Origin of the sequence: Halomonas sp. R57-5, from assembly GCF_900070345.1 — a bacterium.
GTDB lineage: Bacteria > Pseudomonadota > Gammaproteobacteria > Pseudomonadales > Halomonadaceae > Vreelandella > Vreelandella ventosae_B.
Genome location: NZ_LN813019.1, coordinates 4897775 through 4921479 on the forward strand (window position 1 = coordinate 4897775; position 23705 = coordinate 4921479).

At 53.6% G+C, this 23705-nt stretch carries 22 protein-coding genes and 3 rRNA genes; 8 read left to right on the forward strand and 17 right to left on the reverse strand.

Annotated features, from left to right (window positions below):
• Window positions 1–160 precede the first annotated feature (160 nt).
• Genes HALO_RS22360 through flgB form a run of 7 tightly spaced genes read right to left on the reverse strand, consistent with a single transcriptional unit; the run spans window position 161 to window position 5363 of the window.
• Window positions 161–850, reverse strand: coding sequence for a flagellar basal body L-ring protein FlgH (locus HALO_RS22360; protein WP_035582523.1), 690 nt, complete (start codon window positions 848–850; stop codon window positions 161–163).
• 37 nt (window positions 851–887) lie between these two features.
• The gene (gene flgG / locus HALO_RS22365; RefSeq protein ID WP_022520957.1) at window positions 888–1670 is read right to left on the reverse strand and encodes a flagellar basal-body rod protein FlgG; all 783 of its coding nucleotides are present in this window, start codon (window positions 1668–1670) and stop codon (window positions 888–890) included.
• Between the two features lie 50 nt (window positions 1671–1720).
• On the reverse strand, window positions 1721–2479 hold the full coding sequence (gene flgF, locus HALO_RS22370; RefSeq protein WP_050714058.1) for a flagellar basal-body rod protein FlgF: 759 nt from the start codon (window positions 2477–2479) through the stop codon (window positions 1721–1723).
• A 31-nt stretch (window positions 2480–2510) separates the two neighbouring features.
• Complete coding sequence (flgE, locus tag HALO_RS22375) at window positions 2511–3740, reverse strand: flagellar hook protein FlgE (RefSeq protein ID WP_050714059.1); 1230 nt, start codon at window positions 3738–3740, stop codon at window positions 2511–2513.
• Between the two features lie 52 nt (window positions 3741–3792).
• Window positions 3793–4482: a flagellar hook assembly protein FlgD gene (locus tag HALO_RS22380; RefSeq protein WP_050714060.1), complete on the reverse strand. Its 690-nt coding sequence runs from the start codon at window positions 4480–4482 to the stop codon at window positions 3793–3795.
• 3 nt (window positions 4483–4485) lie between these two features.
• Window positions 4486–4896, reverse strand: a complete 411-nt coding sequence (gene flgC, locus HALO_RS22385) for a flagellar basal body rod protein FlgC (RefSeq protein ID WP_035582517.1) — start codon at window positions 4894–4896, stop codon at window positions 4486–4488.
• A gap of 32 nt (window positions 4897–4928) precedes the next feature.
• The gene (gene flgB, locus HALO_RS22390; protein WP_035582516.1) at window positions 4929–5363 is read right to left on the reverse strand and encodes a flagellar basal body rod protein FlgB; all 435 of its coding nucleotides are present in this window, start codon (window positions 5361–5363) and stop codon (window positions 4929–4931) included.
• A 202-nt stretch (window positions 5364–5565) separates the two neighbouring features.
• On the opposite strand from flgB, the gene flgA reads away from it, so the two are divergent.
• The 4 genes from flgA to HALO_RS22410 all read left to right on the forward strand — a co-directional run bounded on the left by flgA (window position 5566) and on the right by HALO_RS22410 (window position 7918).
• Window positions 5566–6282, forward strand: a complete 717-nt coding sequence (gene flgA, locus HALO_RS22395; RefSeq protein ID WP_035582515.1) for a flagellar basal body P-ring formation chaperone FlgA — start codon at window positions 5566–5568, stop codon at window positions 6280–6282.
• A gap of 96 nt (window positions 6283–6378) precedes the next feature.
• Window positions 6379–6645, forward strand: a complete 267-nt coding sequence (gene flgM / locus HALO_RS22400; protein ID WP_035582507.1) for a flagellar biosynthesis anti-sigma factor FlgM — start codon at window positions 6379–6381, stop codon at window positions 6643–6645.
• A gap of 12 nt (window positions 6646–6657) precedes the next feature.
• The gene (locus HALO_RS22405; protein WP_035582504.1) at window positions 6658–7107 is read left to right on the forward strand and encodes a flagella synthesis protein FlgN; all 450 of its coding nucleotides are present in this window, start codon (window positions 6658–6660) and stop codon (window positions 7105–7107) included.
• 70 nt (window positions 7108–7177) lie between these two features.
• A complete protein-coding gene (locus HALO_RS22410) occupies window positions 7178–7918 on the forward strand; it encodes an SDR family NAD(P)-dependent oxidoreductase (RefSeq protein ID WP_050714061.1) in 741 nt (246 codons plus the stop codon).
• A gap of 233 nt (window positions 7919–8151) precedes the next feature.
• Here HALO_RS22410 and rrf read toward each other — a convergent pair.
• The 3 genes from rrf to HALO_RS22425 all read right to left on the reverse strand — a co-directional run bounded on the left by rrf (window position 8152) and on the right by HALO_RS22425 (window position 13091).
• A 5S ribosomal RNA gene (gene rrf, locus HALO_RS22415) occupies window positions 8152–8267 on the reverse strand.
• Window positions 8268–8422: 155 nt separating this feature from the next.
• Window positions 8423–11312 (reverse strand): 23S ribosomal RNA (locus HALO_RS22420).
• 246 nt (window positions 11313–11558) lie between these two features.
• A 16S ribosomal RNA gene (locus HALO_RS22425) occupies window positions 11559–13091 on the reverse strand.
• Together the 16S, 23S and 5S rRNA genes form the textbook arrangement of a ribosomal RNA operon.
• A 571-nt stretch (window positions 13092–13662) precedes the next feature.
• On the opposite strand from HALO_RS22425, the gene HALO_RS22430 reads away from it, so the two are divergent.
• Window positions 13663–14688 (forward strand): aspartate carbamoyltransferase, encoded by a 1026-nt coding sequence (locus HALO_RS22430; RefSeq protein ID WP_027958465.1) that lies wholly within the window; start codon window positions 13663–13665, stop codon window positions 14686–14688.
• Between the two features lie 38 nt (window positions 14689–14726).
• Here the strand turns inward: HALO_RS22430 and ruvX are convergent, their stop codons facing one another.
• From ruvX to HALO_RS22450, 4 genes are all read right to left on the reverse strand, one after another.
• Entirely contained in the window at window positions 14727–15182 is a 456-nt protein-coding gene (gene ruvX / locus HALO_RS22435) for a Holliday junction resolvase RuvX (RefSeq protein WP_035582500.1), read from the reverse strand.
• On the reverse strand, window positions 15182–15739 hold the full coding sequence (locus tag HALO_RS22440; RefSeq protein ID WP_035582497.1) for a YqgE/AlgH family protein: 558 nt from the start codon (window positions 15737–15739) through the stop codon (window positions 15182–15184). The genes ruvX and HALO_RS22440 overlap by 1 nt, the downstream gene beginning before the upstream one ends.
• 97 nt (window positions 15740–15836) lie before the next feature.
• Window positions 15837–16802, reverse strand: coding sequence for a glutathione synthase (gene gshB, locus HALO_RS22445; RefSeq protein WP_035582494.1), 966 nt, complete (start codon window positions 16800–16802; stop codon window positions 15837–15839).
• Between the two features lie 343 nt (window positions 16803–17145).
• Window positions 17146–17838, reverse strand: a complete 693-nt coding sequence (locus tag HALO_RS22450) for a CvfB family protein (RefSeq protein WP_035582492.1) — start codon at window positions 17836–17838, stop codon at window positions 17146–17148.
• A 172-nt stretch (window positions 17839–18010) separates the two neighbouring features.
• Between HALO_RS22450 and HALO_RS22455 the strand changes: the two genes are divergently transcribed.
• Together HALO_RS22455 and HALO_RS22460 are read left to right on the forward strand one after the other, a co-directional pair.
• Entirely contained in the window at window positions 18011–19639 is a 1629-nt protein-coding gene (locus tag HALO_RS22455) for a sodium:solute symporter (RefSeq protein WP_035582490.1), read from the forward strand.
• Window positions 19632–20165, forward strand: coding sequence for a hypothetical protein (locus HALO_RS22460; RefSeq protein WP_035582488.1), 534 nt, complete (start codon window positions 19632–19634; stop codon window positions 20163–20165). Before HALO_RS22455 ends, HALO_RS22460 begins: the two co-directional genes overlap by 8 nt.
• A 35-nt stretch (window positions 20166–20200) precedes the next feature.
• Here HALO_RS22460 and HALO_RS22465 read toward each other — a convergent pair whose 3' ends face one another.
• Genes HALO_RS22465 through HALO_RS22475 form a run of 3 tightly spaced genes read right to left on the reverse strand, consistent with a single transcriptional unit; the run spans window position 20201 to window position 21936 of the window.
• A complete protein-coding gene (locus tag HALO_RS22465; protein WP_092490880.1) occupies window positions 20201–20968 on the reverse strand; it encodes a 16S rRNA (uracil(1498)-N(3))-methyltransferase in 768 nt (255 codons plus the stop codon).
• 3 nt (window positions 20969–20971) lie between these two features.
• Window positions 20972–21472 (reverse strand): protein-export chaperone SecB, encoded by a 501-nt coding sequence (secB, locus tag HALO_RS22470; RefSeq protein WP_035582485.1) that lies wholly within the window; start codon window positions 21470–21472, stop codon window positions 20972–20974.
• Window positions 21473–21513: 41 nt separating this feature from the next.
• Complete coding sequence (locus HALO_RS22475; RefSeq protein WP_035583699.1) at window positions 21514–21936, reverse strand: rhodanese-like domain-containing protein; 423 nt, start codon at window positions 21934–21936, stop codon at window positions 21514–21516.
• A gap of 203 nt (window positions 21937–22139) precedes the next feature.
• On the opposite strand from HALO_RS22475, the gene gpmI reads away from it, so the two are divergent.
• The gene (gpmI, locus tag HALO_RS22480) at window positions 22140–23705 is read left to right on the forward strand and encodes a 2,3-bisphosphoglycerate-independent phosphoglycerate mutase (protein WP_050714062.1); all 1566 of its coding nucleotides are present in this window, start codon (window positions 22140–22142) and stop codon (window positions 23703–23705) included.

Here is a 23705-nt window from a genome sequence, read left to right on the forward strand (position 1 = left end):
AAGCACTCAGTTGGAGAGCCCCCTTATTGATTATTCTCCGGCTACTTATCCACAAACTACTTAAACGCATCACTATTGACCGCTGTCGCTTTTTCATTGAAGGGCCTTTTATTGCGGGGCCTGTCAGTAGTAGCTCTGTCATTGGTGGCTCCCCATAGAGCTAGAACGGCGAAACGTTTAAGAAGAAACGTTGTAGCCAACCCATATGCTGCGCCTCATTAATATAACCGTCGCCCACATATTCTATACGCGCATCTGCCACCTGAGTGGAAGGCACAGTGTTTTGTGCGGTAATCGTGCGCGGGTTAACGACACCGGAAAAACGAATAAACTCGGTACCTTGGTTGATGGCGATTTGCTTTTCGCCACGCACGCGTAAATTGCCGTTATTCATTACTTCTAATACCGATACTGTAATGGTGCCGGTAAAGGAGTTATTAGCCTGCGACCCTCCGCTGCCGGTAAAGTCATTTTCACCGGAAATATCGTAGCCATACTCTGCAAGCACATCGAGAATGTCTGGCAACTGTGCGAGTTCAAGGCTAGCGCTGCCACTACGACCTGCATTGGATTGCGAGTTTTTGCTCGCACTAACCTCTTCATCCAGCACAATGGTCAAAATGTCGCCTATTGAACGCGGACGGCGATCTTCAAAGAGTGGCTGATAGCCTTGCCTGGCCTGGTAAATAGAGCCATTGGGGATGGGAGGCGGGCGATCAACAATACTGATCTGCTCTTGCTCACCCACGACTGAGGCTCTGGGAATCTGAGCGCACCCGGCAACAACTAGCATTAAAAGCACCAGCCCCGCTAGCGCAATACGACGTGACATGTGGTGCAACTCCAACATAACCCAACCTATAAGTAAGCCCGATGAGCAACAGCCGTTACAGCTGGCTTAAGCGTGCCAACATTTCATCGCTGGTGGAAACCGCTTTGCTATTAATTTCATAGGCGCGCTGGGTTTGAATCATATTGACCATCTCTTCAACGACGTTGACGTTGGAGGTTTCCACGTAGCCTTGGAACAGCCGACCGGCACCATTCATACCAGGCATATTCTCATTGGGTGCCCCAGAAGCTCCCGTCTCTAAATAAAGGTTGCCACCGATACTTTGTAAGCCTGCTGGATTAATAAAGGTACTAACAGTGATTTGCCCTACCTCATTATCAATCGCAACACCTGGCTGGCGAACGCTCACGGTGCCGTCTTCACCTACATTCACTGACAGCGCATTGGCCGGTAAGAAGATGGCAGGTTCAACGGGGTAGCCATTGGCAGTCACCATTTGGCCATTCTCATTTAGCTGAAAACTCCCGTCGCGGGTGTAAGCCGTCGTACCATCGGGCATCAGCACCTGAAAGAACCCTTCACCGTTGATCGCAAGATCGCGGGAGTTCTCTGTTTGCTCTAGCCCACCCTGGGTATGCAAACGCTCTGTGGCAACGGCACGAACACCGGTACCCACCTGCATGCCGGAGGGTAGACGATCCTGAATATTATTCTGAGCGCCTGGTTGACGCATGTTCTGATACAGCAGATCTTCAAAAACGGGACGCGAGCGCTTGAAACCATTGGTACTCACGTTAGCTAAGTTGTTCGAAATCACGTCTAGCTTGGTTTGCTGAGATTCCAAGCCGGTTTTAGCTGTCCATAAGGACTTAATCATAATTATGCTCCCTTGACCAACTGACTCACGTCAGCTCTGAATGGCCAACATCAACCTTGAATAGATAGAATCCCGTTGGCGCGCTGAGCGTTTTCGTCAGCGGTGCTGAGTACTTTCATCTGCATATCGTAACGGCGTGCAACGTCAATCATCGATACCATGGCATCAACAGCGCTAACGTTACTGCCTTCAAGCGCACCGCTAACCAACTTGGCATTTTCGTCAGCAGGCAGAGCTCCAGGCTCACCTTCTTCATTAGGAGGCGCACGAAACAGGCCGTCTTCACCGCGCGTTAAGTCTCCATCTTCAGGTGTCACCAGCTTAATGCGCCCCACTTCGACCAGCGCTTCCGGTCCTACGCCTTCAGGGATGGCACTAATCGTGCCGTCGGCACCGATGGATATCTGCGCCCCTTGTGGCACGGCAATTGGGCCGCCTTCGCCCATCACTGGTCGTCCAACGCTAAGCAACACGCCATCATTGTCAATCTGCAGGTCACCACGGCGTGTATAGGTTTCAGTACCGTCATCCGCCTGTACCGCCATCCAAGCGTCGTCCTGCATGGCGACATCAAGGGTGCGCCCGGTATACTCAACAGGGCCTTGAGAAAAATCACTGCCAGGCGTGGTCGTCACCGCTGACGCCCGCGTTGCCAGTAACGCCTCACCTTGCACGGGCACAGAACGAGCCGCCTGTAACTGGGCACGAAAACCAGTAGTGCTCACATTCGATAGGTTATTACTCACTACCGATTGTTGATCCATGCTGTTCTTGGCACCGCTCATGGCGGTATAGAGCATTMGATCCACGCTACTTACTCCTTAACGTATTGACCGATTATTAAAGATTAATAATGGTCTGCAGGAGCTCGTCCTGGGTACTGATCGTTTGCGAGTTGGCCTGATAAGCACGCTGGGCAAMAATCATATCGACTAGCTCACGAGCCATATCGACATTGGACGTTTCAACCGCACTCGGCTCAATTAAGCCGCGCTGCCCCGTACCAGGGGCGCCCACAAGCTCTTGGCCCGAAGCACCGGTAGCAGTCCATAGGTTATCGCCATCGGGCTGTAAACCCTCAGGATTTCGAAAGCTAACCAGCGCAATTTGACCAGCGGCACGCGACTCTTCGTTAGAGTAGTTACGCATAACGGTGCCATCGTCTTCGATAGTGACACCTACTAAAGAACCAGAAGTGTAGCCATCTTGAGAAATATCACTAACAGAGGAGCTTTCCGCGAACTGAGTGGTTCCTTGGAAATCAAACTCAATATTTAGCTCTTCAAAAACATTCCCGGCACCAAACTCACCAGCAGCTATTGTGATAGGAGCAGAATCGTCAGCTTGAAGCGTGCCGTTTTGAGTAAAGGTCAATGAGCCTAAATCCAGGTCGTCGTAGGTTTGGGCATCATTAGGCCCCCCACTGAGACGCCCTCGCATCTGCCACTCATTCGTCTCACCTTGATCCTTAATAAAGTACATCGTCAGATTGCGGGCGTTACCTTGTGAGTCGTAAACAGTGGCGTTAGTGGAGTAGTTATAGGTAGATGAGTCAGCAGAGTCAAAATCAGCTGGCTCTAAACCCTCCTCACCCGAATCCAGGTTAAGTTCAGCCGCTAGCTGCGTAGTGGCATTAGCAGCAAGCCCAGCGGAATCTACTTCTAAAGCTGCCACATCACCACCCGCCTGCACATTCCCCTCTGCATCGGCAGCGTAGCCCATAATCTGAGCACCCTGAGCATTCACCAGACGTCCATCAGCTGTCATGGTTAGCTGGCCATTGCGCGAGTAACCCACTTCGCCATTGGGCTGCTGAAAGCGGAAGAAGCCTTCACCCGCTATCGCCAAATCCATATTGCGGTTGGTGGATTCAACATTACCCTGGCTAAAATTCTGCTGTACCGTAGAGGTACGAACGCCAAGCCCGATACGTGATTCGGCATATACATCGGCGAACTGGACGTTGGAGCTTTTAAATCCAACCGTTTGCGAGTTGGCAATATTATTACCAACGGCACCTAATTTCTGCTGCTGAGCGCTTAGACCACTAAGTGCTTGTGAAAAGCTCATAACGTTCCCCTGAAGAAGCTGTGTTTAATCAAATGTTGTGTTTAATGAACGGTTAAAGAATTTGTTTAACGTCGTTCAAGCTGATTTGGCCATAGATAGCGCCGAGATCCAGCCGAACGCCGCCACTGCTATCATTAGGCGTCACGCTATTTACTACCGCGTACTGCAAGGCAGTGGATTCGATTTTTTCACCTTCACCGTCGGTTGCCTCTAACTGAACCGAATATCGGCCGCTGGCAACCGCCTCTTTCTGATCATTGAGACCATCCCACTGGAAAGATTGAACACCGGCATCTAGCGCCCCAAGGTCAAGAGTTCTAATGACTTGTCCACCCTCACCCACAACCGTCGCTTTAACGTTTGCCGCTGGCTCGGCCAGCTCTATACCGAAGGGCGTGGTGTAAGAATTCCCGTCGTCATCTTGCTCTACTAAAACATCCTTGCCGGACMCCATGACACCTTTGCCAATTAGGCCACTCGCCTGCAGCGCCTGATTGGCATCCATCTGGCTGGTAATGCCCTCTAGCGTGCTGTTCAGCTCTTCAATACCACTGACCGTATTAATTTGCGCTAACTGTGAAGTCATCTCCGAATTTTCCATCGGATTGAGCGGATCCTGATTCTGCAGTTGCGTAATCAGCAACGTCATAAAACTTTCACGTAGCTCATCGGATTGGCGGGCAGAGAGACCATTAGAACCGCCGCCGTTTATGTTATTCAATACACTCGTATCGACATTCATGGTTTACCCCTCACCCAGCGAAAGCGTCTGCATCAACATCTGCTTACTGGTGTTAAATACTTCAACGTTGGCTTGATAGGAGCGCGAGGCAGAAATCATGTTGACCATTTCATGCACCGGTTCAACGTTGGGCTTTGCCACGTAGCCATCTTCATCCGCCGCCGGATGGTTAGGCATATACTCCATACGCAGCGGCGAATCGTCTTCCACCACCTCGGTGACCCGCACGCCGCCAACGCCATAGCGATTGCCCTGCGCCTGAGTTTCAAACATTACCTGCTTCGCTCGATAGGTTTCCCCATCCGGACCGGCAACACTGTCGGCATTGGCCATATTGCTGGCGGTAACATTCATGCGCTGGGACTGAGCGCTCATTGCCGAACTGGCAATATCAAACGTAGAGAACATTGACATAATTGGTTAGCTCCTCACTAATTTGGCCTGGATTATTCGGGCTGCATGGCATTTTTCAGTCCTTGAATACGGCTGTTGAGCATCGTGATTCCGACTTGATAACGCACAGCGTTATCAGCAAATTGCGTGCGCTCACGATCCATATCAACCGTATTTCCATCCAAACTAGGCTGGTCGGGAATGCGGTAAAGTAAATCGGCGTTGCCCGCTCCACGCCATGCGGGGCCTTCTCCAGCAATATGGTGTCCAGCGGTGCGCGCCAGTGTCAGACCACCGCCAGCATTACTAGATGCACTCTGAGTACCGTCTACTGCTTTTTTCAGCTCACTAGCAAAATCAATGTCACGCGCTTTGTAGTTAGGCGTATCGGCATTAGCAATATTAGCTGCCAACACCTCGTGACGTGCCTGGCGTAAACCCACGGCTTGCTGATGAAAATTAAAGGCAGATTCCAGTTGATCAATCATGCCGACCCTCGCTTTGAGGCAAAAAATAAAATGGATTTTGTTGATGATGAAGAATACGTCTGGAACTGTCAGCCTAAAGCATGGAACAGCTGGCGTTTCCACCAGCATTTCGCGTGATACGCCTGCTACCTTTTCGCTACACTAAGCGATGACTTCTCCTCGTTGTTCTCCTTTCTCCAGTTCCCAAACAAGCGGCCTCAACATGCTACGACAGCGCTTTACTAAGCCAAGCACTCTTCGCTTTTGGCAGGTAGTCCTCTTGTTGGCAATCTTATGCGTCACTTCCTTTACCACAGCTCAGGCTGATGACGACAACCTTCTCCAGCAAGTGCACAGTTTTTTGTATGCAGAGACACAGGCACTAGGTGAGGAAGTGGTGATTGACCTACAGCCGCCTTCCCCACATTTGCCTGAATGCGTTCAACCGGAGCCTTTTTTGCCCAATGCAAATCAGGCGCCCTTAGGCCGTGTGTCCGTAGGGGTGCGTTGCGGTGAAAACGGTCGACAAGTCCGCTACTTGCAGGCCCAAATTGATGTCATTGGCAGTTACATGGTGGCAGCAAGGGATATTGAACGGGGCACACTGATTAAGCCAAACATGCTCAGCGAGCGCGATGGTAACCTTGGTGACCTGTCGGCTCAGGCGTTGACCGATGAAGAAGATATTGTGGGTAAAATCACTCAGCGTCCCATTCGTAGTGGCAGCGCCTTTTTAGCGCACTATTTACAAGCCCCCCACTTAGTTGAACGAGGGCAGCGCGTTACTGTCATAGCACAGGGCTCTGCCTTTCGCGTTTCACGGGAGGGCGAAGCACTTGAAAATGGCGCTCTTGGCGAGCAAATTCGGGTGCGTTTTGGTTCACGGGAAATCATGACTGCGCGTGTCACTGAGCGCGGTGTATTGGTGGTGGATTTTTAACTCAACGCCTAAAGTTATACCGAGCACTGCCGATATATTGCTATACAGGCTAGATTAAGCGCCAAGCGCATCGACGTTGACGATGAGGCAGACAACGTGAATATTGATAATATTAATCCGCTGCTACGCTCCAACCAAGCCCAGCAGCGCAATGAAACACAAAAAGCTGATAGCGTACAACCCGCTGAACCAAGCGGTACGGCTCGCGAATCAACTCAGTTAAGCCAATCAAATATCGACGAATCTCAGGATATCGATAGCGCTAGAGTTGAAGAGATTCGCGACGCCATTCGTGAGGGACGCCTTGAAATGCGTGCTGATCGCATCGCTGAGGGCTTAATTGCCAATCTCAAAGACCTATAAGGGGGCACTGTAATGAGCCTTGCATCCCTGCTTACCGATCAACAACAGCGCCTTGATGCGCTTACTTCGTTGCTGTCCAGTGAGCAAAATTTATTGACGCAAGGAGACATTGACGGTGATGCACTATCTCAAATCGCACTAGAAAAACAGTCATTATTGGCTGAGCTAGAGCGTATTGAGGCTGTGCGACGCAATGTGCAAAAGCGTCTTGGATATGCCGAAGGTGCTAACGGCGCCAGAGCGGCAGCCCAGGATGCGGGTTGTCTTACAGCGTGGGCACGCTTGCTAGAAAAGAGTGAGCGAGCTTCGCGTATGAATGAGCTAACCGGCCAAATGCTCTCAGTAAGGATGAAGCATAATCAAGACATGCTCGATTATATTCGTCAAATCGCAGAAAAAACGCTTTATAAGCCAGATGGTCGTAACAGCGCCCAACCAGGCAAAATCAACGCTTCCGCCTAATCTCTCTCGACAAGTTCTCCACATGACGTTTCAATGAAAGCCTTCATTAGCAGGACTTCAAAGGCTTCTCATGTTCAATTTACTGCCTCATCATTATACAGCGCTGGTTGTCGGTGCATCGGGAGGGATAGGAGCTGCCATCATTAAGCAGCTACTATCCTCCCCTCAGGKCGGCCACGTTATTGCGGTAAGCCGCCAACCACAACAACTTGATCACCCTCGCCTTACTCATCTAACACTTGATATTTCCCAAGAGCAGGATAGGCAGGCGCTTAAGAAAGAGTTGGCTGCCCAGCCGATTCACTTATTTTTCAATGCCATCGGCATCCTGCATGATGAAGCTTTACAGCTGCTACCCGAGAAACGCCTTGATCAGCTTAGCGCTGAGAATCTAGCCCAAACAATGAACATCAACGCCTTTGTACCGATCCTTCTGCTAGCGACACTGCAGGACTCGTTCAAAGGGACACATCCGGCAGTGATTGCCAGCCTCTCCGCCCGGGTTGGCTCAATCGAAGATAATCAGCTAGGCGGCTGGTACAGCTACCGTGCCAGCAAAGCTGCTCACAATATGCTGATGAAGACAGCATCCATAGAGCTCAAGAGGCTTAATAAGCAGTCCACCGTGCTATGCCTGCATCCTGGCACCACCGATACCGCTCTCTCCAAACCCTTTCAAGCCCGGGTGCCTAACGAAAAGCTTTTCACGCCCTCATTTGTAGCAGAGCAGTTGCTGGCCGTCATCGCTCAGCGCACGCCCGACGATAGCGGTACCTTCTGGGCTTGGGATGGCCAACCTATCGAGTGGTGAGGTGTGAGGCGTGAGGTGTGAGGCGKGAGGTGTGAGGCGTGAGGCGTGAGGCGTGAGGCGTGAGGCGTGAGGCGTGAGGCGTGAGGCGTGAGGCGTGAGGCGTGAGGCGGAACAGGATATTGGGGAGACCCCCATTAACCAACGTTTTCTACTCACGATTCACGACTTACCCTTCACCCAACACAAAAAAAATCCCCCAAGGCATCAGCCCTGGGGGATTTTTCATAATAAGTGCCTGACGATGACCTACTCTCGCATGGGGAGACCCCACACTACCATCGGCGCTAAGCGGTTTCACTTCTGAGTTCGGCAAGGGATCAGGTGGTTCACGCGTGCTATGGTCGTCAGGCGTAACTGTTAATGTACATCATGCTGACTAGCGTTTTTGCTATCTTGTGATCGTCTCATTGCCTGTCACCCTGGCGTTATGTCGCTTGGGCCACACGCTGCGTATCCGGCTTTGAATGTTGCGTCATCATTACGACCAGACCCCTTGGGTGTTATAGGGTCAAGCCTCACGGGCCATTAGTACACGTTAGCTCAACGCCTTGCAGCGCTTCCACACCGTGCCTATCAACCAGCTGGTCTCGCTGGGCCCTTCAGGAGGCTCTAGGCCTCAGGGATGTCTCATCTTGAAGGGGGCTTCCCGCTTAGATGCTTTCAGCGGTTATCCCGTCCGACCATAGCTACCCGGCAATGCCACTGGCGTGACAACCGGAACACCAGAGGGTCGTCCACTCCGGTCCTCTCGTMCTAGGAGCAGCCCTTCTCAAACATCCAACGCCCACGGCAGATAGGGACCGAACTGTCTCACGACGTTCTAAACCCAGCTCGCGTACCACTTTAAATGGCGAACAGCCATACCCTTGGGACCGMCTTCAGCCCCAGGATGTGATGAGCCGACATCGAGGTGCCAAACACCGCCGTCGATGTGAACTCTTGGGCGGTATCAGCCTGTTATCCCCGGAGTACCTTTTATCCGTTGAGCGATGGCCCTTCCATACAGAACCACCGGATCACTAGAACCTGCTTTCGCACCTGCTCGACGTGTCTGTCTCGCAGTCAAGCACCCTTATGCTCTTGCACTCAATGCACGATGTCCGACCGTGCTGAGGGTACCTTCGTGCTCCTCCGTTACTCTTTAGGAGGAGACCGCCCCAGTCAAACTACCCACCACACACTGTCCTCGATCCGGATAACGGACCTGAGTGAGAACGCCAATGATGCCAGGCTGGTATTTCAAGGTTGGCTCCACCCGAACTGGCGTCCGAGTTTCAAAGCCTCCCAGCTATCCTACACAGGCAACATCAGCGTCCAGTGTGAAGCTATAGTAAAGGTTCACGGGGTCTTTCCGTCTAGCCGCGGGTACACCGCATCTTCACGGCGATTTCAATTTCACTGAGTCTCGGGTGGAGACAGCGTGGCCATCATTACGCCATTCGTGCAGGTCGGAACTTACCCGACAAGGAATTTCGCTACCTTAGGACCGTTATAGTTACGGCCGCCGTTTACCGGGGCTTCAATCAAGAGCTTCGCCTTGCGGCTAACACCATCATTTAACCTTCCGGCACCGGGCAGGCGTCACACCCTATACGTCCGCTTGCGCGTTAGCAGAGTGCTGTGTTTTTAATAAACAGTTGCAGCCACCTGGTATCTTCGACCGGTTCGGGCTAGGAGAGCAAGTCTCTTCACCCTACGCCGGCGTGCCTTCTCCCGAAGTTACGGCACCATTTTGCCTAGTTCCTTCACCCGAGTTCTCTCAAGCGCCTTGGGATTCTCACCCTGACCACCTGTGTCGGTTTGGGGTACGGTCGCACATGATCTGAAGCTTAGAGGCTTTTCCTGGAAGCGTGGCATCAGTGACTTCCTGACCGTGGTCAGTTCATCTCGTGTCTCGGCCTTGAAAGGGTCCGGATTTACCTAAACCCTCAGCCTACTCACTTTCACCAGGACAACCAACGCCTGGCTCACCTAGCCTTCTTCGTCCCCCCATCGCAACCATGTCCGGTACGGGAATATTGACCCGTTTCCCATCGACTACGCCTTTCGGCCTCGCCTTAGGGGCCGACTCACTCTGCTCCGATTAGCGTCGAACAGAAACCCTTGGTCTTCCGGCGAGGGAGTTTTTCACTCCCTTTATCGTTACTCATGTCAGCATTCGCACTCGTGATACCTCCAGCAGACTTCTCAATCCACCTTCATTGGCGTACACGACGCTCCTCTACCGCTCATCCTAAGGATGAACCCGTAGCTTCGGTACCTGGTTTAGCCCCGTTACATCTTCCGCGCAGGCCGACTCGACTAGTGAGCTATTACGCTTTCTTTAAAGGATGGCTGCTTCTAAGCCAACCTCCTAGCTGTCTGAGCCTTCCCACATCGTTTCCCACTTAACCAGGATTTCGGGACCTTAGCTGACGGTCTGGGTTGTTTCCCTTTTCACGACGGACGTTAGCACCCGCCGTGTGTCTCCCACGCGTTACTCACCGGTATTCGGAGTTTGCCTCGGGTTGGTAAGTCGGGATGACCCCCTAGCCGAAACAGTGCTCTACCCCGGCGGTACTACGTGAGGCGCTACCTAAATAGCTTTCGAGGAGAACCAGCTATCTCCGAGCTTGATTAGCCTTTCACTCCGATCCACAAGTCATCCAAATCTTTTTCAACAGATCCTGGTTCGGGCCTCCAATTGATGTTACTCAATCTTCACCCTGCTCATGGATAGATCGCTCGGTTTCGGGTCTATATCCAGCGACTGTGTCGCCCAGTTAAGACTCGGTTTCCCTACGGCTCCCCTATACGGTTAACCTCGCCACTGAATATAAGTCGCTGACCCATTATACAAAAGGTACGCAGTCACAGAACAAGTCTGCTCCTACTGCTTGTACGCACACGGTTTCAGGATCTATTTCACTCCCCTCTCCGGGGTTCTTTTCGCCTTTCCCTCACGGTACTGGTTCACTATCGGTCAGCCAGGAGTATTTAGCCTTGGAGGATGGTCCCCCCGTCTTCAGTCAAGGTTTCTCGTGCCCCGACCTACTCGATTTCACATGATCAGATTTTCGACTACGGGGCTATCACCCGCTACGGCCAGACTTCCCAATCTGTTCGCCTAATCAGTCACATGCTTAAGGGCTGGTCCCCGTTCGCTCGCCGCTACTAGGGGAATCTCGGTTGATTTCTTTTCCTCAGGGTACTTAGATGTTTCAGTTCCCCTGGTTCGCCTCGTACACCTATGTATTCAGTGCACGATACTCATCTTATGATGAGTGGGTTTCCCCATTCAGAAATGCCCGGGTCACAGGTTGTTGCCACCTCACCGAGCCTTATCGCAGGCTACCACGTCTTTCATCGCCTCTGGCTGCCTAGGCATCCACCGTGTGCGCTTCATTGCTTGACCCTATAACCCGAAGGAGTCTGGATGTCGCAATGATCACGTTTCATTTTGCCGGATACGCTTGAGACGTATCACAATTTAAGACCATACCTTGCGGTATGTTCTTGTCAGCATGATATACATTGTTAAAGAGCGACTGCTATACGCAGTGATAAGGCAACGCCGTAGGCGGCTGGCTTATCACTGCGCATCAACAGCTATCTGATCAGGTAATTCATTGTGGACGCTTACCGACTGTGACGCATCGTTTAAGGAGGTGATCCAGCCGCAGGTTCCCCTACGGCTACCTTGTTACGACTTCACCCCAGTCATGAACCACACCGTGGTGATCGCCCTCTTGCGTTAGGCTAACCACTTCTGGTGCAGTCCACTCCCATGGTGTGACGGGCGGTGTGTACAAGGCCCGGGAACGTATTCACCGTGACATTCTGATTCACGATTACTAGCGATTCCGACTTCACGGAGTCGAGTTGCAGACTCCGATCCGGACTGAGACCGGCTTTAAGGGATTCGCTGACTCTCGCGAGCTCGCAGCCCTTTGTACCGGCCATTGTAGCACGTGTGTAGCCCTACCCGTAAGGGCCATGATGACTTGACGTCGTCCCCACCTTCCTCCGGTTTGTCACCGGCAGTCTCCTTAGAGTTCCCACCATTACGTGCTGGCAAATAAGGACAAGGGTTGCGCTCGTTACGGGACTTAACCCAACATTTCACAACACGAGCTGACGACAGCCATGCAGCACCTGTCTTACAGTTCCCGAAGGCACACCAGAATCTCTTCCGGCTTCTGTAGATGTCAAGGGTAGGTAAGGTTCTTCGCGTTGCATCGAATTAAACCACATGCTCCACCGCTTGTGCGGGCCCCCGTCAATTCATTTGAGTTTTAACCTTGCGGCCGTACTCCCCAGGCGGTCGACTTATCGCGTTAACTTCGCCACAAAGTGCTCTAGGCACCCAACGGCTGGTCGACATCGTTTACGGCGTGGACTACCAGGGTATCTAATCCTGTTTGCTACCCACGCTTTCGCACCTCAGTGTCAGTGTCAGTCCAGAAGGCCGCCTTCGCCACTGGTATTCCTCCCGATCTCTACGCATTTCACCGCTACACCGGGAATTCTACCTTCCTCTCCTGCACTCTAGCCTGACAGTTCCGGATGCCGTTCCCAGGTTGAGCCCGGGGCTTTCACAACCGGCTTATCAAGCCACCTACGCGCGCTTTACGCCCAGTAATTCCGATTAACGCTTGCACCCTCCGTATTACCGCGGCTGCTGGCACGGAGTTAGCCGGTGCTTCTTCTGCGAGTGATGTCTTTCCTACCGGGTATTAACCGATAGGCGTTCTTCCTCGCTGAAAGTGCTTTACAACCCGAGGGCCTTCTTCACACACGCGGCATGGCTGGATCAGGGTTGCCCCCATTGTCCAATATTCCCCACTGCTGCCTCCCGTAGGAGTTCGGGCCGTGTCTCAGTCCCGATGTGGCTGATCATCCTCTCAGACCAGCTACGGATCGTTGCCTTGGTAAGCCATTACCTTACCAACTAGCTAATCCGACATAGGCTCATCCAATAGCGGGAGCCGGAGCCCCCTTTCTCCCGTAGGACGTATGCGGTATTAGCCTGGGTTTCCCCAGGTTATCCCCCACTATCGGGCAGATTCCTATGCATTACTCACCCGTCCGCCGCTCGTCAGCGGGTAGCAAGCTACCCCTGTTACCGCTCGACTTGCATGTGTTAGGCCTGCCGCCAGCGTTCAATCTGAGCCATGATCAAACTCTTCAGTTTAAGATCTATGCGGTTCTTACCCGCCACTCGAAAGTGACAGAAGCGAACCAAACTTGGCTCAAGGTTCAAACGAATTCATTCAAAACAGGTTTCGAAAAACCTTATTGCTTGAGTCGCTTGCCTTGATATTTGGTGATTTGTCACCAACATCAGCAAGCGCCCACATGAATTACCTGATCAAATTGTTAAAGAGCTGTTTCGCTGCTTGGTTACTGTGAAAGTAACCGGGCTGCCGTTGAACTGGCCTGCCTCAGCGAGGAAGGCGTATTCTACGCATTTCCTGGCGTTTGTCAAGGGCGTTGTTTTCGATGCGGATCAATCAACATCCAAAACCGCTTGCTTTTGCAAAAGCGTTAACTGCCTGACAAACCAAGGCTTTTACACCTTATGCACCGCTGGTAACGCTTGGCGTCCCCGGCAGCGGATGCGTACTTTACGGATTCGCTGACGGGTTGGCAAGCGGTTTTGTAGAAAAATTACAAATTCGTCATATTGAGTGGATTAAACCCCTTCGGCGGTACCCTCATTGGCGGTTACACTAGACTCATCTACCACTTTGCTGAGGTCCGCCATGAGCCACCACCTGCTAACAGTCGACTCATTAAACCGTGAAAGCGTTGATCATTTACTGCGTGTGGCTGCACGCATGGAGCCGATTGCTCAACGGCGCCAAGTGACACGAGTGTTGGAAGGGGCGGTACTCGGCAACCTGTTTTTTGAAGCCAGCACTCGTACGCGTGTAAGCTTTAATGCTGCCTTTTGTCGTTTAGGTGGCAGTGTGTGTGACACCACGGGCTTCACTTTCTCCTCTATGGCGAAGGGAGAGTCACTATATGACACCAGCCGTGTAATGAGTGGCTACTGCGACGCCATTGTAATGCGCCACCCCGACCAGGGCTCGGTGGCTGAGTTTGCCGCGGCGACGAATGTACCGGTTATTAATGGTGGCGACGGCCCCGGGGAGCACCCCAGCCAAGCACTACTTGACCTTTATACGATTGATAAAGAGTTTCAGCGCCTGGGTAAATCGCTGACAGGTGCGCACATATTACTCACCGGCGACTTGAAGTACGGCCGTACCGTACATTCACTGATTAAGCTTTTATCACTCTATGACCCACTGCGCATTACCCTGGTGTCACCGCCGGGCCTTGAGATGCCTTCCAAGCTGATTGACTTAGTAGCCTCTCGCGGCCACCGCATTGAGCAGCGCGATTCTCTCGCTAGTGATTTTGCCGATTTAGATGTGGTGTACACCACACGAATACAGAAGGAGCGCTTTACCGACGAGATGAATGAGAGCTTTCAGGGGCTCTCTGACGACTTTATGGTTAACCGCGATTTTCTCGATCACCGCTGCAGCCAAAGCACCATTGTGATGCACCCGCTACCCAGGGATAGCCGCCCCGGCGCGAATGATTTAAACGTCGACCTTAACGGCGATCCGCGTCTGGCGATTTTCCGCCAAACCGATAACGGTATCCCCATGCGAATGGCGATTTTCGCGACACTGCTCAATGTCGATGAGCTAATCGAAAAAGAGCTACGCCCCGTGCGCTGGTACGTACCCACCCAAACGGGCACGCTGGATCGTTAAAGCGCAAAAGTTTAAGGGTAGGAATTTCAAGGTAGGACTTATAGAGAAAGGCGCCCGCCAGGCAAGCCTTCCTGGTGGGCGAACCAGCCCTCAAGAATAAGAATAGCCGCAATGCCATCGACACTGTCTTGACGATAGTTGCCTTTATGGCCCGCCTCACGAGCGATTAGCTTGGCTTCTCGCGTAGTGCCACGCTCATCGACCATTTCACACGGTTTACCAAAACGGCCATGCAAACGATTACCGAACTTGCGAGCGCGAGCGCTCATCTCTGACTCGCTACCATCCATATTCAGCGGTAACCCCACCACTAACAGATCCGGCTGCCACTCGTTAAGTAGCCGTGAGACGACACCCCAGTCGGGAATCCCATCCCGTGCCGTCAAGGGAGTCAACTCCCGAGCGCTGTGCAGTAGCTCGTTGCCTACCGCCACACCGATACGCCGGGTGCCATAGTCAAAGGCCAGGATTAAGCGTTGCCCCGCCTCGGCCATCAGGCGTGCCCCGCGTCTCGGGTCATTAAATTAAGATCAATACCTAACAAGCCAGCCGCCGCGGTTAAACGCTCGATAGGTGGGGTATTGAAGAGCACGCTGCTCTGGGCTTCTACCGTTAGCCAGCTGTTCTCTTTAAGCTCTTCTTCCAGTTGCCCAACTTCCCAGCCAGCGCAACCCAAGCAGACTAAGAAGTGCTCAGGCCCCTCGCCTGCTGCGAAGGCCTGGAGAATATCCAGCGACGTCGTCAGCGCAATGCCATCTTCCACCTGGATACTAGAGTCCCACTCCTGACTATCACCAACGTGCAAAATGAAGCCACGGTCTTTATGCATCGGCCCGCCGTAATAGACCGGTGCATTGCGGTGCGGGCTGGCTTCCCCCCCCAACTCCAGTTGATCAAATAACGCTTCGAGGGTGATCTCTAACGGTCGATTAGTAATTACCCCCATGCAGCCGTTGTTATCATGATCGCAAAGATAGATCAGACTACCGGCGAAATTAGGGTCTTCTAAGTGCGGCATGGCCATTAGAAAGTGATGTTTCAAACTTTGCATGCGTCTCCCACTGCCTGCTGGCATCTCAGCAGGCATAGCGTAATAGGTGTCGTTATCGGTAAGAAGGCTCGTGAAGCTCTGCACTTATTAGTTAAATTCAGGGTTGAAGCGCTAAGCGCCGCTCAATGGCATCGAGCAGTAAACCGGCAATATTGGTGCCCCGCTGATCGTCAATTTCACGTACACAGGTGGGGCTGGTGACGTTGATTTCGGTAATATAGTCACCGATTACATCCAGTCCGACGAACATTAAGCCTTTATCACGAATCATCGGCTGCACCTGCTGAATAAGCCAGTGATCGCGCTCGGTGAGCTCACGGCTAACGCCCTTCCCTCCAGCGGCTAAATTGCCGCGGGTTTCGCCCGCCGAAGGTATCCGCGCTAGTCCAAAGGGAACGGGCTCACCGTCCACCAACAGAATGCGTGTGTCGCCATCCTTAATCTCCGGCAGATAACGCTGGGCCATGATTTGTCGCTGGCCACGCAGCGAAAGCTGCTCAATCACCGCTCCGATATTTCGACCTTCTGGGCCAATATGAAAAATACCGGTGCCTCCCATACCATCCAGCGGCTTAAAGATCACATCGCCGTGTTCTGCATGGAAGGCGCGCAGCACATCATCACGACTAGCGACGATCGTAGGCGCGCAGCACTGGGGGAACTGCTGGGCAAACAGCTTTTCATTACATTGCAAAAGCGCTGCCGTCGGATTAACGATCAGCACACCTTCCCGCTCGGCAAAGCCCAGCAGATGCACTGCGTTAATAAACTCAGCATCGACGGGGGGGTCTTTGCGCATCAACACAACGTCCAGCTCGACTAGCGGACGCGCGGAAGGTTCGCCTAGGTCGTACCAGTGATTTGGATCACGATGCACGTTTAGCGGGCGCATACGCGCGTAGGCTTGCCCCGCGTTCAAGAAAAGATCTTCCTGCTCCATATAGTGCAGGGTATAGCCACGCTCCTGGGCAGCCCATAGCATGGCCATGGTGGTGTCTTTCTTGTAAGCGATGTCACTGATGGGATCCATCACAACGCCGAGGTGCAGATTTGATTGGCTCATCGGGGGCACTATCCAAACATAAACAATTGATGCTCAGTATGCCGCACTGCTCGCCCGGCTCCAACTGCCCTAGGGCCTGTTGACGTTTCATCGCGAACCGCGTTGCCCCACAAAGCGCGTCAGACAAGGCGCAAAACGCTGGGAAGGGTGGTTCCCTTTTCAAGTTTTGCAACGCCGTATGGCGCGCTTTGTGGGGCAACCCGAAGGGCTGGGCCCGTTTTTATCCGCGGCGACGTTAGTCGTCGTTCATTTGGAACCACCAAACCTCTCTCCTCCTGCCTTGCCGCGAATAAAAACGGGCACCAGCGCGGCCGCGAGTGAAATGTCAACAGGCCCTAACTAACTACTCGCTAAGCGCGCCGGGCACTAAGCGGATAGCTCCAGGCTCTAGGGTAATCAGCTGCTGCTTATAAAGCCGCCCAATAGCTTGTTTATAGGCGCTTTTACTTACCCCTAAGCGAGCTTTAACTTCATGGGCTGGGCTTTTATCGCCCAGTGCCAGATAACCACCGCTTTCACGCAGTGCCTGCAAGATCTTGTCGCCTACCACATCTAGACGGGCGGCACCTGGCGGTAGCAGCGAGATATTTAGGCGGCCATCTTCACGGCGCTGCTTTACATAGCCCTTAACAGATTGGCCCCGGCGCAATGGTTGGGTAACGTCATCCTGGTAAATAAGCCCCCAGTAGCGGTGATTGACCACCACCTTCATACCTAAATCCGTGCGTTCCGCCACCACCACGGCAACCTCATCACCCTTTTCCAATGCCCAGGCGTCATCGGTTAGAAAGCGATCCAGCTTCATCGACGCCACTGGCCGCCCCTGGTCATCGCTATACAACATCACCAATACACGCTTTCCAGCATCAGGGCGAAAATGTTGCTCGCTGAAGGGTAGCAACACATCTTTCGGCTGCCCCCACTGCAAAAAAGCGCCAATATTATTAACCGCCGTAACCGTTAGGTACGCCACTTCACCCAACAGGGCAGTCGCATCACTAGCGGATCGCGGGGATGAGTGTGACTCACGCACCATGGGTAACGTCCTTCAAGAAAAATAGAACAACATTATGGTGCCTAGCACACGCAGGGCAAAGCAGGATGGCGCTTTTTAGTAGTTGAAAGCATGTTCACCGCCTAATAAAGCAAACAGCGCACAACCTGCTACTATCAAAACACTAGACAAAATTAGGCGTAGGGGAGCGAACATGGAAGGGTTCACGCTTTTTGATACGGTAGTTTTGATTGGTTATATCAGTTTAATCGCCTGGATCGGTTCCCGATTCGGGAAAGATCAGCACAATCCAGAGGACTATTTTTTAGGCGGCCGCAAAATTCCCGGCTGGGCGATAGGCCTTTCGGTTATGGCAACCCAAGCCAGCGCGATTACCTTTATCGGTGCGCCGGGCTGGGGGTTCGAGGGTGGCCTTGAGCGCTTGGTGACGTTTATCAATGTGCCCTTGGCCATGATCGTATTGATCCTGGTGTTGGTGCCCATTTTCCACCGCGCAGGCATCTATAGTATCTACGAACTGCTGGAGCACCGCTTCGGCCCGGCGACGCGTACCCTTACCGCTCTGCTGTTTCTCATCGCCCGCGGTCTCGCCACTGGCGTGGTGCTTTATGCACCTGCGCTGGTACTCGCGGTAGTGACCGGCTGGAGCGTTAACCTCACCATTATCATTATGGCGGTACTGGCGATCAGCTATACCGTGATGGGCGGTATCAGCGCGGTAATTTGGACGGATGTGGTGCAGATGTTCGTGCTCTGGCTAGGCGCGCTGTTAAGCATCTTCTTTTTGGTAACCAGCCTGCCCGGCGGTTGGGGCGATGTCTTCAGCTTTGGCGCCACCAGCGGGATGTTCAATGCCATCGATCTGTCCTTCGACCCAAGCGTCACCTACTCCCTATGGGCCGGGCTCTTCGGCGGCTTTTTCCTCCATGTAGCCTACTTCGGCACCGATCAGAGCCAAATTCAGCGAGTGTTATCCAGCCCTTCAGTGCTCGATGCCCAGCGCTCGCTGTTGATTGGCGGCTATCTGCTAATTCCCCAGATGCTGCTGTTTCTATTTATTGGCGTTATCTTGGCCACCTACTATCAACAGCATGGGCTAACGCCCCCCGAGGATCTCAATGAGTTACTGCCACGCTATGTTGTCAGCGCGTTCCCCTCAGGGATGGCCGGGCTGGTAATTGCCGGGGTGTTTGCGGCGGCGATGTCAAGTCTCGACTCGGCGCTTAACTCGCTGTCAGCAGTGACCGTGCGCGATTTTTATAGCCGCTATATCAAACCCAATGCCAGCGATGCCCATTATCTAAAAGCATCGCGGATAGCCACCGTGTTCTGGGGCCTATATGCCACTTTGTTTGCTTTTTTTGCGGGCAACCTTGGCCCCGTGATTGAAGCGGTTAACCAAATCGGCTCATGGTTTTACGGTGCGCTGCTGGGCACCTTCTTACTGGCTATTTTCAGCCATCGCTCAAACGCCCGGGGGGCTATGGCCGGGCTGATTGCCGGTATGCTCTCCGTATGGGCCGTCACTGCGCTACTCGATATCTCCTGGCTGTATAACAACACAGTGGGGGTAGCGGTTTCGATGAGCGTTGGCTATCTGGTTAGCTTAACGGCTCCCGCGCCCAGCCACGATCAATTAAGCGATGTAATGATGGCCGAAGCCGCGCCGGATATGCAGGCCGTGCTGGCGGCCAGAGCCGAAAACGCCCAGATAATTGGCAAAGAGGCACGCTTGACGCGCCGTCGCTGTATCGGACTAATGATTTGGTTCTGCGTAATGCTGGGAATGCTAGCGGCGCTGCAGGGGTGGGCGAATGGCTGAGCGCTTAACGCTAACAAGGCGAGTTGACGAAGAGACTGCCAAACGGCGGCTTCAGGGTCTGGGCGCATCCGCTTGTGAGCCGGCCTGGGTCAGTCTGTGGGCAGCGGGTTTAGGGTTGCCCAATGGCATGCCAGGCGCTTGGCTGCTCTACGCTCAAGGCATCCGCCGCGGTCTGCTATTGGTGGGTACCGAACTACCTGTCCAGGTCGCAGAACCCTGCTCAGATCTTCTCATTGATAGTGGCTTACCGCCGACGCCAGAAGCACTCAACCGGCTWTGGTTATGGGAACGCATGGCGACACCCCGCCACTGGCGAATACAGGTGTTGGATAGCGCTCCCACGCCATTATGGTTGCCTTGCTGGCTGGGCTATACGTATGGCCGACAGCATCGTCTGTTGGTGATCAGCGGACTATCCGGTGAGCCGCTGCCGATGCTCAAACCCATCGCTTTAAAGGGTCTTCAGCAAACGCACAAAGAAGCACAGCGCCTAGCGTTAAGCGTGCAACGAGGAGATAATAAATAACTGGGAATAGCGGGGGCAATAGGGATAGTAAGTACTTACAAATCACCAAAGTAGTGCTGTAACAGCGATAGTGCCACTACCGGAGCGGTTTCGGTGCGTAGCACACGCGGGCCGAGGGTTAGCGGTGTAAAGGTAGCATTTTGGGCGGCAGCAATATCGCTCTCGCTCAAACCACCTTCCGGACCAATGAGCAGCGCAACCGAAGTGGGGCGTTCCTGGCGATCAAAGGCATTGCCGGTAGCCAAATGCAGCATCAAGCGCAGCGGCTCTTCTCTTTGAGCAAGCCATGTTTGAAGCGCCACAGGGGAATGTATCGGCGGCACCACCGCACGGCCACTCTGCTCGCAGGCGCTGGCAGCCMCCGCCTGCCAGTGAGCCAGTTTTTTCTCTTCCCGGTCGCCTTTCAAACGCACGTCACCGCGCTCGGTATACAGCGGGGTGATTGCCGCAACGCCCAGCTCGACGGCCTTCTGAATGGCGTAATCCATTCGGTCGCCTTTAGAGATCGCTTGACCCAAATGAACGGACAGCGGCGACTCGCCACTGCCCGACCATACTGCTTCAACGCGAACCAGCGTCTGCTTGCGGCTTACCTCCGCCAAACGGACACCGGCCTCTAGACCGTCGCCGTCGAAAAGCACCAGCGGTGCACCCTCGCTCATGCGCAGCACGCGCGTGAGGTGCCGGGCGGGGCCTTCAGGCAGTACAACGTCACTGCCTGCTACGAAGGCAGCAGGCACATAGACGCGCGGCATTTTGCCATGCTGGGCATACCATTCAGTGGCTTGCAGCGTTTCAGGCATCGCTTAATGAGTGCTTTCTTCGGCTTGCTTGGCTTCGCGCTGCTTACGCTGGGCGTACATCGCTTCGAAGTTAACCGGCGCCAGCATCAGCGGCGGGAAACCGCCACGGTTGACCAGGTTATCCACGCACTCACGGGCGTAAGGGAACAGCAGATTGGGGCAGAAGGCACCCAGAGTTTGATCCAGCTGCGCCCCTTCAATACCCGCGATACGGAACAGACCCGCCTGCTCGACTTCCGCCAGGAAAGAGGTCGTACCGGTTTCACTGTCATTCACCTGAGCAGTCACCTTGACCACCACTTCATACTGGTCATCAGCAATTTTAGTGCTGGTGGTATTCAGGTCCAGGTTCACCTTAGGTTTGAACGCCTGCTTGAACACCGAAGGTGAGTTGGGCGCTTCAAACGAAATATCTTTTACATAAATACGCTGCAGCGAGAATTTCAGCTGCGGTTTTTCGTCTGCCGCGGCACCCGCCTGCGGGGTGTTGTTATCTTCCGCCATGAGAAAACTCCTGATTGTTTATTAAATAAAGCTAGCGTTGGTTACTTTTTAACCACCGGAAGGCCGTCGCCTTGCCACTGCGCCATGCCGCCTCTCAACTTGTAAGCACGCTCAAAGCCTGCTTTGGTGAGTTTGGCCTGTGCGGCACCCGAACTCTGGCCGTGCTTGCATACCACGATGATCGGCTGGGCTTTCACTTTATCCAGTTCGTTCATGCGGCTATCGAGGTTGCTTTGCGGAATATTGCGCGCCCCCGCGATATGCCCGGCTTTGAAGTCTTTGTTTTCACGGATATCCAGCACCACCGCGTCTTCGCGGTTGATAAGCTGAGTGGCCTCTGTGGCGGTCAGTGCATTAGTAGCGGCGCTGCGCGTTTCATAAATAATCCACGCTATCAGCACCAGCAAAAATGCCCCAACCAGCAGGGGGTGGTTCTGTACGAATTCGAACACCTGATCGATCATCGCGAACACAATCTCTTGGTAAATACGGAAAAAAGCGGCGTTGCCACCGTTAAAACGCGACAAGTATACACGTCAGATAGCTTCCCGCGCAGGCCTTGATCATGACGCCTGGCCGTTGCCTGCGTTATGATGCCCCAAGCGTGCGCCCGTCGCGACCCCGAATTTTTCGAGTCGCACGGCTAGCCAATCTTAACGAGGTTTTTATGGATACGTCTCGCMCCCCGCGCCCCGTGGCGCTGATTATTCTCGACGGCTATGGCCACAACCCTGAGRGKGACCATAATGCGGTCGCCGCTGCCCACACGCCAACGATGGATAAATTGTGGGCGAGCCGCCCTCACGCCTTCGTTCACACCGATGGGCTTAACGTAGGGCTCCCCGACGGCCAGATGGGCAACTCTGAAGTCGGGCATATGAATATTGGTGCCGGCCGTATCGTTTATCAGGATTTCACCCGTATCAGCAAGGCGATTGAAGACGGCGACCTGGATGTTAATGACAACCTTACCCAGCCGATTGACGAAGCCGTCGCCAATGGTCGGCCGGTACATTTAATTGGCCTGCTCTCCCCCGGCGGTGTCCACAGCCATGAAGCGCATTTTATTGCCATGGCAGAACTGGCCGCCCGCCGCGGCGCCCAGCGCATTTTTATTCACGCCTTTCTCGATGGGCGCGATATGCCCCCGCAAAGCGCCCTGGCCTCAATAGAGCGCGCCAATGCTCGCCTGGCCGAGCTAGTGGGCGCTGATAATGGTTTTGTTGCCTCAATTATTGGCCGCTTCTACGCCATGGATCGCGACAACCGCTGGGAGCGCGTTGAGCAAGCCTACCGCCTGCTCACCGATGGCCACGCGGAGKACTACACCTCCAGCGCTGAAACCGCGCTTCGCGATGCCTACCAGCGTGGCGAAACCGACGAATTCGTAGGCGCCAGCAGCATACCCCTCAATGACAGCCCGATTACCTTACAAGATGGCGATGCGGCTATTTTCCTAAACTTCCGCTCTGATCGCGCCCGTGAGTTAACCCGCGCTTTTACCGAGTCAGACTTCAAAGGCTTTGAGCGGCGTACATGCCCTAAACTTGCGGGTAAAGGGCTGGTAATGATGACCCAGTACGCCGCTGACATTGCTGCACCAGCCGCCTTTCCACCGTCGGATCTTAACGACACCTTGGGTGAAGTGGTGGCTAAGCGCGGCTTGAAACAATTGCGTATCGCCGAAACCGAGAAGTACCCCCACGTCACCTTCTTCTTTTCAGGCGGCAATGAAGCTGAATATGACGGCGAAGAGCGCATCTTAGTGCCTTCTCCACGCGATGTGCGCACCTACGACGAAAAGCCTGAGATGAGCGCGTTTGAGATTACCGACAAGCTTGTCGACGCCATTGATGGCGGCAGCTTTGATCTGATCGTTTGCAACTACGCCAACGGTGATATGGTCGGCCACACCGGTGACTTCAACGCCGCGGTAAAAGCCATTGAGACCGTCGATACCTGCGTGGGACGTGTCGTTGAAGCCATCGAGCGTGCAGGCGGCGCCTGCTTAATTACCGCCGACCATGGTAATGCCGAACAGATGGTTCATCCCGAAACCGGCGCACCGCAAACCGCCCACACCACCTTTGTGGTACCGCTTATTTACGTTGGTGAACGCCCAGCCTCGCTTGAAGAGGGCAAGCTATGCGACCTGGCACCCACGCTGCTGACCATGATGGATCAAGAACAGCCCGAGGCAATGACCGGTCAACCACTGATTCATTATAAATAG